The organism is Enterobacter sp. 148H3 (genome assembly GCF_034107425.1).
Lineage (GTDB): Bacteria > Pseudomonadota > Gammaproteobacteria > Enterobacterales > Enterobacteriaceae > Enterobacter > Enterobacter vonholyi.
In genome coordinates this window covers 13,043-25,447 of record NZ_JAWNEI010000006.1, presented here as the reverse complement: position 1 = coordinate 25,447, position 12,405 = coordinate 13,043, and the positions used below count along the sequence as shown (strand labels likewise).

General features: G+C 55.6%; 10 protein-coding genes. 3 read left to right on the top strand and 7 right to left on the bottom strand.

Features of this window, described 5'->3' with window-relative positions:
* The first annotated feature begins 177 nt into the window (after positions 1-177).
* Together fumA and fumC are read left to right on the top strand one after the other, a co-directional pair.
* Positions 178-1,824 (top strand): class I fumarate hydratase FumA, encoded by a 1,647-nt coding sequence (gene fumA, locus USH94_RS10230; RefSeq protein ID WP_111965682.1) that lies wholly within the window; start codon positions 178-180, stop codon positions 1,822-1,824.
* A gap of 137 nt (positions 1,825-1,961) precedes the next feature.
* Positions 1,962-3,356: a class II fumarate hydratase gene (fumC, locus tag USH94_RS10225; protein ID WP_111965683.1), complete on the top strand. Its 1,395-nt coding sequence runs from the start codon at positions 1,962-1,964 to the stop codon at positions 3,354-3,356.
* Here the strand turns inward: fumC and tus are convergent, their stop codons facing one another.
* The 7 genes from tus to ydgH form a co-directional block, all read right to left on the bottom strand.
* Entirely contained in the window at positions 3,357-4,286 is a 930-nt protein-coding gene (gene tus / locus USH94_RS10220) for a DNA replication terminus site-binding protein (protein ID WP_111965684.1), read from the bottom strand.
* A 73-nt stretch (positions 4,287-4,359) separates the two neighbouring features.
* On the bottom strand, positions 4,360-5,658 hold the full coding sequence (rstB, locus tag USH94_RS10215) for a two-component system sensor histidine kinase RstB (RefSeq protein ID WP_111965685.1): 1,299 nt from the start codon (positions 5,656-5,658) through the stop codon (positions 4,360-4,362).
* 75 nt (positions 5,659-5,733) lie between these two features.
* Positions 5,734-5,994 (bottom strand): hypothetical protein, encoded by a 261-nt coding sequence (locus tag USH94_RS10210; protein ID WP_111965686.1) that lies wholly within the window; start codon positions 5,992-5,994, stop codon positions 5,734-5,736.
* A 237-nt stretch (positions 5,995-6,231) separates the two neighbouring features.
* Positions 6,232-6,948, bottom strand: coding sequence for a two-component system response regulator RstA (gene rstA / locus USH94_RS10205; RefSeq protein WP_111965768.1), 717 nt, complete (start codon positions 6,946-6,948; stop codon positions 6,232-6,234).
* A gap of 110 nt (positions 6,949-7,058) precedes the next feature.
* Positions 7,059-7,781 (bottom strand): dihydromonapterin reductase, encoded by a 723-nt coding sequence (folM, locus tag USH94_RS10200; RefSeq protein ID WP_111965687.1) that lies wholly within the window; start codon positions 7,779-7,781, stop codon positions 7,059-7,061.
* A gap of 39 nt (positions 7,782-7,820) precedes the next feature.
* The gene (locus USH94_RS10195) at positions 7,821-9,203 is read right to left on the bottom strand and encodes an amino acid permease (protein ID WP_111965688.1); all 1,383 of its coding nucleotides are present in this window, start codon (positions 9,201-9,203) and stop codon (positions 7,821-7,823) included.
* 185 nt (positions 9,204-9,388) lie between these two features.
* Positions 9,389-10,333 carry a DUF1471 family protein YdgH gene (gene ydgH / locus USH94_RS10190; protein ID WP_111965689.1) on the bottom strand — a complete coding sequence of 315 codons (945 nt, stop codon included), beginning with the start codon at positions 10,331-10,333 and terminating at the stop codon, positions 9,389-9,391.
* A 536-nt stretch (positions 10,334-10,869) separates the two neighbouring features.
* On the opposite strand from ydgH, the gene pntA reads away from it, so the two are divergent.
* The gene (pntA, locus tag USH94_RS10185) at positions 10,870-12,399 is read left to right on the top strand and encodes a Re/Si-specific NAD(P)(+) transhydrogenase subunit alpha (protein WP_111965690.1); all 1,530 of its coding nucleotides are present in this window, start codon (positions 10,870-10,872) and stop codon (positions 12,397-12,399) included.
* The last annotated feature ends 6 nt before the right edge of the window (positions 12,400-12,405 follow it).

Sequence of the window (12,405 nt, the reverse complement as noted above, 5' to 3'; positions counted from 1 at the left end):
GGAATTAACTCCGGGTATTAAAGCAATAATCCTCATGGAAGTAACCTGTGGATGTAAAAAGTCGTACTAGTCTCAGTTTTTGTTAAAAAATTGTGTAGGATAAGCTGACTCGCTTTTAAGCCGGGCAGCGGAACATCTGCCCTGAATAAACAGACCGAAGCAGTAAGTGAGAGACCAATGTCGAATAAACCCTTCCGTTATCAGGATCCTTTCCCCCTCAGTAAGGATCAGACCGAGTATTACCTGTTAACCCGCGATCACGTCTCCGTCTCTGAATTTGAAGGACAAGAGATCCTCAAGGTGGATCCGCAGGCGCTGACGCTGCTGGCGCAGCACGCTTTCCACGACGCCTCGTTTATGCTCCGTCCTGCGCATCAGCAGCAGGTGGCCGATATTCTGAGCGACCCGGAAGCCAGCGAAAACGATAAGTACGTTGCCCTGCAGTTTCTGCGTAACTCCGATATCGCGGCGAAAGGCATTCTGCCAACCTGTCAGGATACCGGCACGGCGATCATCGTCGGTAAAAAAGGGCAGCGCGTCTGGACCGGCGGCGGTGACGAAGCGGCGCTGGCACACGGCGTTTATAACACCTACACCGAAGATAACCTGCGCTATTCGCAAAACGCGGCGCTGGACATGTATAAAGAGGTCAACACCGGCACCAACCTGCCTGCACAGATTGACCTCTACAGCGTCGACGGGGACGAGTACAAATTCCTCTGTATCGCCAAAGGCGGCGGTTCGGCCAACAAAACCTATCTCTATCAGGAAACCAAAGCGCTGCTCACCCCGGGTAAGCTGAAGAACTACCTGGTTGAGAAGATGCGCACCCTCGGCACCGCGGCGTGCCCGCCTTACCATATCGCGTTTGTGATTGGCGGCACGTCGGCTGAAAGCACGCTGAAGACCGTGAAGCTGGCCTCAACCAAATACTACGACGGCCTGCCAACCGAAGGTAACGAGCACGGCCAGGCGTTCCGCGACGTTCAGCTTGAGCAGGAGCTTCTGGAAGAAGCGCGTAACCTGGGTCTTGGCGCGCAGTTTGGCGGCAAATACTTTGCCCACGACGTGCGCGTGATCCGTCTGCCGCGTCACGGTGCTTCCTGTCCGGTCGGGATGGGCGTCTCCTGCTCTGCGGATCGCAACATCAAGGCGAAGATCAACCGCGAAGGCGTATGGATCGAAAAACTGGAAAACAACCCGGGCAAATATATTCCGGAAGAGCTGCGCAAAGCGGGCGAGGGGGAAGCGGTACGCGTTGACCTGAACCGTCCGATGAAAGAGATTCTGGCGCAGCTTTCGCAGTATCCGGTCTCGACCCGTCTTTCCCTGAACGGCACAATTATCGTGGGCCGCGACATCGCGCACGCGAAGCTGAAAGAGCGCCTGGACAACGGCGAAGGGCTGCCGCAGTACATTAAAGATCACCCGATCTACTACGCCGGCCCGGCGAAAACGCCTGAAGGCTACGCCTCTGGCTCGTTAGGCCCAACCACGGCGGGCCGTATGGACTCGTACGTTGACCAGCTGCAGGCCAACGGCGGCAGCATGATCATGCTCGCGAAAGGCAACCGCAGCCAGCAGGTGACGGACGCCTGCCACAAGCACGGCGGCTTCTACCTCGGCAGCATCGGCGGCCCGGCTGCGGTTCTGGCGCAGGGCAGCATCAAGAGCCTGGAGTGCGTGGAATACCCGGAACTGGGTATGGAAGCGATCTGGAAAATTGAGGTGGAAGATTTCCCGGCGTTCATCCTCGTGGATGACAAAGGCAACGATTTCTTCAAGCAGATCCAGTCGTCCCAGTGTTCGGCGTGTGTGAAGTAAATTGAAAAAACCGGGTGGCGTAGCCGCCACCCGACACCAAAAAGAGCGCACAAAGCGCCATACCGTTTCTCAGAAGTCATCAATACTTATCCCTTAAGCATGTGAGCTATCCCTCTTTTGTTATCAAGGAGAAAGTAATGACCACGGTACGCCATGAGAAAGACTCGATGGGCGCCATCGACGTCCCGGCCGACAAGCTATGGGGCGCGCAAACCCAGCGTTCGCTGGAGCATTTCCGTATCTCGATTGAAAAAATGCCCGTCTCGCTGATTCAGGCGCTGGCGCTCACCAAACGCGCGGCCGCGAAAGTGAACCAGGATTTAGGCCTGCTGACGGCAGACAAAGCGACCGCCATCATCAACGCCGCCGACGAAGTGCTGGCGGGCAAGCATCCCGATGAATTTCCCCTCGCTATCTGGCAGACCGGTTCCGGCACCCAGAGCAACATGAACATGAACGAAGTGCTGGCGAACCGGGCAAGCGAACTGCTGGGCGGCGTGCGCGGCATGGAGCGTAAGGTTCACCCGAACGATGACGTCAACAAGAGCCAGAGTTCTAACGACGTCTTCCCGACGGCCATGCACGTGGCGGCGGTGATTGCTATCCGCGAGCAGCTTATCCCGCAGCTCAACGTCCTGAAGTCTACGCTCAACGAGAAGGCGCAGGCCTTCCGCGACATCGTCAAAATTGGCCGTACGCACCTGCAGGACGCCACGCCGCTGACGCTCGGCCAGGAGATTTCCGGCTGGGTGGCGATGCTGGAACACAACCTTAAGCATATTGAGAACAGCCTGCCGCATCTGGCGGAGCTGGCGCTCGGCGGGACGGCGGTTGGGACCGGGTTAAACACGCATCCGGAGTATGCGGTGCGCGTGGCGGAGGAGCTGGCAAACATCACCGGGCAGCCGTTCGTCACGGCGCCCAACAAGTTCGAGGCGCTGGCGACCTGCGATGCGCTGGTCCACATCCACGGCGCGCTGAAAGGGCTGGCGGCGTCGCTGATGAAAATCGCCAACGACGTGCGCTGGCTGGCCTCGGGCCCGCGCTGCGGCATCGGTGAAATCAGCATTCCGGAAAACGAGCCGGGCAGCTCCATCATGCCGGGTAAAGTCAACCCGACCCAGTGCGAAGCCATGACCATGCTCTGCTGCCAGGTACTGGGTAACGACGTGGCCGTTAACCTGGGCGGTGCATCCGGCAACTTCGAGCTGAACGTCTATCGCCCGATGGTGATCCACAACGTTCTGCAATCGATTCGTCTGCTGGCGGACGGCATGGAGAGCTTTAACGAACACTGCGCGGTGGGGATCGAGCCAAACCGCGAGCGCATCAGCCAGCTGTTGAACGAATCGCTGATGCTGGTGACCGCGCTCAATACCCATATTGGCTATGACAAAGCCGCCGAGATCGCCAAAAAAGCGCATAAGGAGGGGCTGACGCTGAAAGCCTCCGCCCTGGCGCTGGGCTATCTGACGGAGGCGGAGTTCGATGCCTGGGTACGTCCCGAGGCGATGGTTGGCAGCCTGAAATAATTACCTCGCTACGTACAGGTGCAGCCGCGGAATAATCAGCTGAAGCGGCTGCGCCTGAGGTCGGTAACGGTGCTGGACATTTTCAGCATCATAATTCAGCAATTCACCAATATCCGGCACTATGGCCCCCCGATCGTCATCATAGAGCGCAATCAGCGGCGTTGGGCAGGCATACTGCACCTGTTTTTGCTGGCCGGAATACCAGACGCGGGCGATAGGCTGAACCTTCACCGGGCGCTTAATTTTGAGGCGCGTATCCGCCGGCAGCGAGGCGATGCTGTGGTACTCCTGTTCCAGGCGCTCAATCCATTGCTCACGCGACCACGGCGCGACGGTGCGCGGCGTCTTCAGGCTCTTTTCCAGCTGCGCCAGAATTTCATCCCGGGTGAAGTTTTTAATGATGTGCTTATTCGCCCAGCCGAAGCGCAGCGTGGCGGGATGACGCAGTACCGTCAGCGTGCGATAAGCATTCAGGGTAATTAACCCCGGAAGCTGACGGTGCACCCACTCAAACCGGGCGGCGGGGGCCAGGCCCGACTCTTCGGTAACGATTTTCTCAAATGCCGCTTTCAGGCTGTTGATATGGGTAATCTGACTTTCCAGCGCTTCGCTCGCTGCGGCATCGGTTTGCAGGCAGATCACGCCGGGCAGCCGCACCGCCGCCTTGCTGCTGCGCTGTTCAGACTGCTGCTGGATAAAAAGATGGCGATAGTGCTTCATTGCCAGCTCCAGTGCGGCCTTGCCGATGTGCTGCTTCACGTCGATGGTGTCCAGCGGATCGTGCTCGGCCCCTTTGACCACCTCGGGCAGGGTGAAGACGCGCGCGGCCAGCAGGCGGCAGGTCTGCAAACGTTCTGTCAGGGTTAGCAGCTCGTGTTCTATTTCCCGGAACGTGCTGTTCAGCCGTTCGATGAGATCGTAGGTCGCCATATACACTCTCATTAGTTACAACATACTTATCATATAGCACAGCACGCCGGGTCAGGCCAGCGTGCGCTTGAAGTCAGGCAGGGACGGGAAGGGCGATGTTATGGTACACCGGCCAGTTAAAGCAGAAACGCGCGCCGCCGAGCTCGCTCTCCTCGCAATGCACCGTACCGCCCATGGCCTGGGCGATAGAGTAGACAATTGCCAGCCCCAGGCCACATCCTCCGGTGGCGCGATCGCGGCTGGGATCGAGGCGGACAAACGGTTCAAACACGGTTTCGCGTGCTTCCGGGGCAATCCCCGGTCCGTCATCCTCTACAGTCAGGCTGGCCTGGTTTCCCTGCAAATCCAGCCCAATCTGCAGCGTACTTTCGCTGTAGCGCATGGCGTTGTTCATCAGGTTGTCCAGCACGCGCTCCATCAGGCGCATATCAAGCGCGCCGTAATCACCCGGCGTGACGCGCGTCAACAGCGTGCGCTGCGGGTTTACGCTCTGAACATCGTCAATATGGGTTTGCAGCCAAGCGGGCAGATCCGGCGTGCTGAGGTTCAGTTCGTTTTGCGGGCGATCGAGGCGCGCATAGGTCAGCAGCTCCTCAATCAGCGCTTCGAGTTGGCCAATATCGCGGTTCAGGGCCTGAGACTCCGCTTCCGTCAGATTCTCGCTCATCTCCAGACGATAGCGCAGGCGCACCAGCGGCGTGCGCAGCTCATGTGCAATCCCGTCGATCAGCTGCTTCTTACTGGCTATCAGGGCATTAATGTTATCGGCCATCTGGTTAAAGGCCACGCCAAGGCGTTCAAAGCTGGAACCGCTGTCGAAGTGAATGCGTTCGGTGAAATGCCCTTCGCCAAAACGCTGCGCGGCGGATTCCAGTTTCAGCATGTCCTGCCAGTGGGGGCGCATCCAGATAAAGACCGGAAACGCGAGCGAAATGGCGATAAAGGCCATCAGCGCCATGTCCAGCAGACGCATCTGGTGCAGATAATAGAGATAGGGCACCGGCCCGACGGCAAGCACGTAATGGCTGCGAGGAATACGCTGGATAAAGGTGTATTTCTCATCCAGCGCGACGATGTCCCCGTCGCGCAGACGCTGCATGGCAGGCGGGTCCAGATCGAAATCTTTCAACGGCTCGATGCGTAAATCGAATGACAGGTTCAGATCCAGCTCTTTCAGGGTTTTCGCCCAGTCGTGTGGCGGGATCTCTCTTAGCTCGCTGCGCATCAGATAGAGCGAGCTTTTCATCAGATCGTCCAGCGACTGCCTGCCCGCACGTTCGGCGGTAAATTTATAAACCAGCCCGACCAGCATGGTCATCACCAGGAAGCAGACAAACAGTAAAAGATAAAACTGCACAAACAGCTTTTTCATTGGATCTCACCGCAAAAACGCTATGTGCAGAATATACATGAAAACCCTTCGAGTTTTTCACGTCTGTCGAGCGTGTTATATGGCTTTCGCGCTGTTTTTTACCTTGGCGATGAGTTTTTCGGTCATCGCCAGTCCTTCAGCAATATGCGTATCAATCACATCCGTCCCGTATTCGCTGATGAGGTCCAGCAGTATTTCGTAAGACTGGATGAGTTCCAGCAGGTCAAAGAGCGCTTTTTGATCGGTTCTTGAGGGGGTGACGTGGTTAAGGGTTGCCTGATTAACAATCCACTCAAGATTGGTTTTTATCGCTTCTACCTGACCGTAGCTATACATATGTCATGGGCTTAAATCCTCATTTCAAGATTTATTGGAGAGATGTCGTGAAAGCTTCACGGCGAAAATGAGTAAAACGATCGCAAGAGCGGGGCGAGCTGAAGAAAGGAGAGTCGAGAAGGTAATTATGGAATAGTTCGCGTGCTTAGCAAGTAAATTGTTGCGCAAACGTAAAAATAAACGTACGAAAGAGAAGGCATCGTCGCGCAATGCCTTCATTTCTGTCAGGTTATCTTCTCAGGTTTCCCATGCATGTGGGGCAAACAGATAACCCTTATTACGCACGGTTTTAATGCGGTAGGGCTCGGTGGCGTTATCCTGCAGTTTTTTGCGCAGACGCGAAATCGCCACGTCAACGCTGCGGTCCATTCCGTCATAGCTCACGCCACGCAGGTTTTTCAGCAGCGCGTCACGGTCCATAATCTGTCCGGCATGCGTTGCCAGCTCCCACAGCAGGTCAAAATCTGCGGTAGAAAGGGCGATAAGTTCGCCAGAGAGCAGCACCTGACGATTAATCGGATCAATAGACAGCGTCCCGAAGCGCATCGCTTTGTGCGGCGTCAGAGACGGCGCCGGTGCTTCGCGTTCGATGCTGGCGTGCTGGCGTAAATGGAGGCGCAGGCGAGCGAGCAGGACGGCAGGCGGTGTGGTTTTCAGAATGTAGTCATTGGCACCCATCTCCAGCGACAAAATGTGGTTCATATCGCTGTCCAGCGAGGTGAGCAGGACAATAGGGCCCTCCCAACGGGAGCGCAGGTCACGGCAGAGCGTCATGCCGTCTTTGCCTGGCAACATGATATCCAGCAGCACCAGATCCGGGTTTTCACGGACGACCACCTCTTCGGCACGATCGCCGCGAGGTTCAACAATGACGTCCATATCATGTTTACCCAGATAGGCGGCGATCAGCTGCCCGACTTCGGGTTCGTCTTCAACATAAACAATCTTATTCATACAGCGTCTGTTTTCGTGAAAAAAGCCAACATACACCGCGAAACCTTAACCTTCCATTAATCTTTCAAAATTAACGCCGGTTCCGTAATTCTGGCTGTTGTTCGCTTTCACTAGCGCAGCGGACGGCCACCGTCCACGGCAAAGGTTCTTCCGGTGACGTAGCAGCTGGTGAGCAGGTAATCCACGAGGTCGATGACCTCTTTCTCGCCGGGGGCGATTTTCATGAGCGACTTATTCAGCGCCTGCTGGCGATACTCTGCATCATCGTTTTCGTTAAACAAAATCATCGCCGGGGCGATGGCGTTCACCTTCACCTCCGGGGCGAGCTTGCGGGCAAACGAGCGGGTCATGTTATCCAGCGCGGCTTTACTGGCCGCGTAGGCGATGTGCTTGTCGCTGCCGCGCTCCACTACATAATCGGTGAAATGAATGATGTCGCCCGCAGCGTGCCCGTGGCCGCGCAGCAGGTCCTGCAGAGCGTGGTTAAGCAGATAAGGGGCATTGACGTGGATCTGCAGCATGGAGGAGAGCGTTTCGCTAAGTGACGTACCGGGTTTTTCGGCACGCCATGCGCTGGCGTTATGGATCACGGCGCGCAGCCCCGTCGTGGTGGCTTTTACCGTTTCCGCGAAAGCCAGAATGCCTTCATCGGTTGAAAAATCAGCCTGAATGCAGACCGCCCCCGCTTTGCGTAACCCTTCAATCGACGGGTATTCCGTACGGTAGCTGACAATGACCGGATGGCGAAGATTGAGAAAGTGATGGGCGAGGGCGAGGCCGATACGGCGGCCTCCACCGGTAATCAGTATTGGGCGAAGCGGTGCATTTCCCATCGTATTCTCCTCTACAGTTCAACAATGGGAAAGGCGATGCTATCCCATTAACATCCAGGTTGCCGGTAGGGCAGCAACCAGTAGTAGTCCAATTAATGCCATCTCACGGCGTTTCAGCGCGTTCTCCAGCTGATGCGTACGGCGGGCATAGATAAACACCAGCAGACCCGGTGCGTACAGCACCACCGACAGCAGCAGATGCATAGGACCGGAAGCATACAACAACCACAGGCCGTAAATACAGGCTCCGACACCCACAACATAATGCGCCGGGCGTGTGGCAATTTTTAACAGATACGCACCCACTAAGAAATAGGGTACCAGAATCATCTCCGAGGCGATGGTCAGCAGGGTGTTATAGTCTGAACCTGTGAGCCAGATCAGCACCAGACAGACCTGAACGCTGATGTTGGTCAGCCAGAGTGATGCCGACGGCGCATTGTTTTGGTTTTGACGGGCGAACAGGCGTGGAAACGCTTTGTGCGTCGCGGCCAGGAAAGGCACTTCTGCCGCCATGATGGTCCAGCTCAGATACGCGCCGCAGACGGATATGATAAGGCCAGCCGCAATCACCACGTCGCCCCAGGGGCCGAGCATTTTCACCATCAGCCCTGCCATTGACGGGTTACGCATTTCAGCCAGTTCAGGACGCGCCACCACGCCCAGCGACAGCAGCGTTACCAGCAGATAGACCCCGAGCGCAGCGAGTACGGCCAGCAGCGTGGCGCGGCCCACATCGCGTTTATTTCGGGCTCGGGCAGAAACCACGACCGCGCCTTCTACACCGATGAACACCCACAGGGTAATTAGCATCGTGTTTTTCACCTGCTCCCAGACGGGGACGCCCAGCGCAACGCCGCTGAAATCAAGCTTAAACACGTCCATACGGAACGCAATGAAGGCCAGAACGATAAACAGGCCGAGCGGAACCAGCTTCGCGAGCGTCGCCACCAGGTTGATGCTGGCGGCCGTTTGTACGCCACGTAACACCAGCCAGTGGACGAACCACAATAACACCGAGGCGCCCACAATAGACTGCCATGTATTTCCGTCGCCAAAGAGGCGCAGCTCAGGCGTATCGGTAAAGAAACTGAGCGCCGAGAAGACGATTACCAGATAGGAGACGTTGGCGATAACGGCACACAGCCAGTATCCCCACGCGGAACAGAAGCCAATCAGCTCGCCGAAACCTTCACGCGCATAGGTGAAAATTCCGCCGTCCAGATCCGGGCGAATGCGGGTGAGCAGCAGCATAGCGAAGGCCAGCAGCAATATTCCGACACCCGTAATGCCCCAGCCAATGATGAGCGCAGAAGGGCTCGCGACTGCCGCCATATTTTGCGGCAAACTGAATACGCCCGCACCCAGCATTGAGCTTAAAACGAGTGCAGTCAGAGCACTCAGGCCAAGTTTCTTTTCCATTGGCTTCCTGTTATGAAAGGTCAAAATCCAGAATAATTATTTCGCTCAGGCGCATAAAAATGGTGGATCACACTAAGGCGCGGGATTTTACGGAGTGTAACGAAAGCATGCAATGACGTGAGGCAGAAATTCAAAAAAAGTAACAAAAAAGGCGGCATTGCGCCGCCTTTCGTAAACGACTTTTGTTACTTGTACAGATCGGCGCTGATGGTCACGTTGTTACCACGTTCCTGCCACTGGCGGGTGATGTGGTAGTACTTCGCCCCTTTCTTCGCCGCACGCTTCGCGACCTGGTAAGAGACTTCCGTCATGTTGCCGTAGTTGCCGGTAAATTTGATGCTGTCGAATGGCACCATCTGTGCTGCAGTGGCGTTGTTCAGCTCTTCAATTTTGGTACCGTCCGGCAGCGTAACGGAGTAACGGCCACCTTTCGTGGACTGCGTTTCAAAGAAACGACCCACTTCAGCGCTTGGGGCCGCCGTCGTTGCGACGCCAGGAATTTCAACTTTCTTCGCTGCTTCGCCGCCTTTCGCTATCGCCGCGCGACCCGCTTCTGAATTCGCCGGGATGGCATCCGGGCTTTGCAGAACACGTTTTTTCGCATCTTTTTTATAGATGAACGCGGTAATGCGCTGGTTGCCGCCCTGGTTAGCATCGACCTGACGCACGATGTAGAAAGAATAGGCCCCTTTCTCTTTCGCGGCTTTGGTGATGGCATCGTTCACTTCAGGCTGGCTGCGGTAAAAACCCTGAACGGTGACGGTGTCGTAGGGTTCCAGCTCAATCGCCTGATCTTTCGGCAGTTCAACAACACCGTTGATCACGCGGTTTTTCGGTGCGTCAGCTTTTGGCGCATTGTCTTTGAATAGCGCGATGGTCACGCGCAGGTTACCGCTGTTGCCGTAATCGGACTGGTCAACGACATAAAACGAGGCCGCCCCGTTTTTATCAGCAGCTTTTGATGCAGCGGCGACGGCGTCGCCAATAGAATTATAACGACCCACAATGACCGTATGGTCAAAAGGTTTTAACGCTGCCGCTTGCTCCGGCGTTAACTCTGTTGCGGCATTCGCAGACAGGGCGGTCGCGGAAAGAAGTGCGGACGCCAGGAGTGTGTTCTTAAGCTTCATAAAAATGATCCTTCGCCTTGCGCAAACCATGTACTGGTATTGTTGTTAATTTGAGACGGTCCCGATTATTGCATTTAAAACCCGTCGCTGTCTGCGCCATTTTTCACTGCCTGTGCTCACTAAATCACCTTATTCGATAACATTTAGTGATATGTTGAAAAAAACAGGCGTTTGACAAGTAAAACTGATAAAGCATATGACTTTTACAAGTTAATTTAATGTTAATAAGTTGTTCTCTTACGGCGCTATATCATGTTTTTACCGCTTCGCTTGCGCGATTTATCGGTTCCGGCGATGAATTTAAGGTAAATATCACTGTCAGTGACGCCGATCGCTTATTTTTCACAGATAAAGTAAGAAATAGTGTTTTCTGGCGGTAGATCACGGGCGCTATTTTCAGTAGGTTATAGACAGTTTGTTACTGTTTTATTTTCCGGGGTTAATCATATCTCGTCGCTGGTGCGATGGTGAAAATTGATACAAATCGCGGGCATTTATCGATAAACCATCATCAAGAACCGATGGAAGGGAAAACTATGCGTATTGGGGTACCAAAAGAACGGTTAGCCAATGAAACCCGCGTAGCGGCAACACCGAAAACGGTGGAGCAACTGCTTAAGCTGGGTTTTACGGTCGCGGTTGAAAGCGGCGCGGGCAAACTGGCGAGTTTCGATGACGAGGCCTTTATCAAGGCTGGCGCGGAAGTGGTCGACGGTGCTGACGTCTGGCAGTCTCAGGTGATTCTGAAGGTCAATGCACCGGAAGAGGGTGAGATTGCGCTGTTGAACCCGGGGACAACCCTGGTGAGCTTCATCTGGCCTGCACAAAACCCGGAGCTGATGGAGAAGCTGGCAGCCCGTGGCGTGACCGTAATGGCGATGGACTCCGTGCCGCGCATTTCGCGCGCGCAGTCGCTGGATGCCTTAAGCTCCATGGCAAACATCGCTGGCTACCGCGCCATTGTTGAAGCAGCCCACGAGTTTGGTCGCTTCTTTACCGGTCAAATCACCGCCGCGGGTAAAGTCCCTCCGGCGAAAGTCATGGTGATTGGCGCGGGCGTGGCGGGCCTTGCTGCAATCGGTGCGGCAAATAGCCTGGGCGCTATCGTACGTGCCTTTGACACCCGTCCTGAAGTAAAGGAACAGGTTCAGAGTATGGGAGCCGAATTCCTTGAGCTGGACTTCAAGGAAGAAGCCGGCAGCGGCGATGGTTACGCGAAGGTGATGTCCGAAGCCTTTATCAAAGCCGAAATGGAACTCTTCGCCGCTCAGGCGAAAGATGTCGACATTATTGTCACCACCGCGCTTATCCCGGGTAAACCTGCGCCGAAGCTGATTACCCGTGAGATGGTTGATTCCATGAAGCCGGGCAGCGTGATTGTCGACCTGGCCGCCCAAAACGGCGGTAACTGTGAATATACCGTACCGAATCAGGTGACCACGACCGCTAACGGCGTGAAGGTGATCGGCTATACCGATCTGCCGGGCCGTCTGCCAACGCAGTCTTCTCAGCTGTACGGCACCAACCTCGTCAACCTGCTTAAGCTGCTCTGCAAAGAGAAAGACGGCAACGTCACCGTTGATTTCGACGATGTGGTGGTGCGCGGTGTGACCGTGGTCCGTGAAGGCGAAATTACCTGGCCTGCGCCGCCTATTCAGGTTTCTGCTCAGCCTCAGGCGGCACCAAAAGCGGCGCCTGAGCCAAAAGAACCTGCAAAACCGGCTTCACCGTGGCGTAAATACGCGATCATGGCGCTGGTAATTATTCTGTTCGGCTGGCTGGCTGACGTCGCGCCAAAAGAGTTCCTCGGCCATTTTACCGTCTTCGCGCTCTCCTGCGTCGTAGGCTACTACGTGGTGTGGAACGTCTCCCATGCGCTGCATACCCCGCTGATGTCGGTAACCAACGCCATCTCCGGGATCATCGTGGTGGGGGCGTTACTGCAGATTGGTCACGGCGGCTGGATCAGCTTCCTGAGCTTTATCGCGGTGCTGATCGCCAGTATCAATATTTTCGGTGGTTTCACCGTGACTCAGCGCATGCTGAAAATGTTTCGTAAAGGCTAAGGGGTA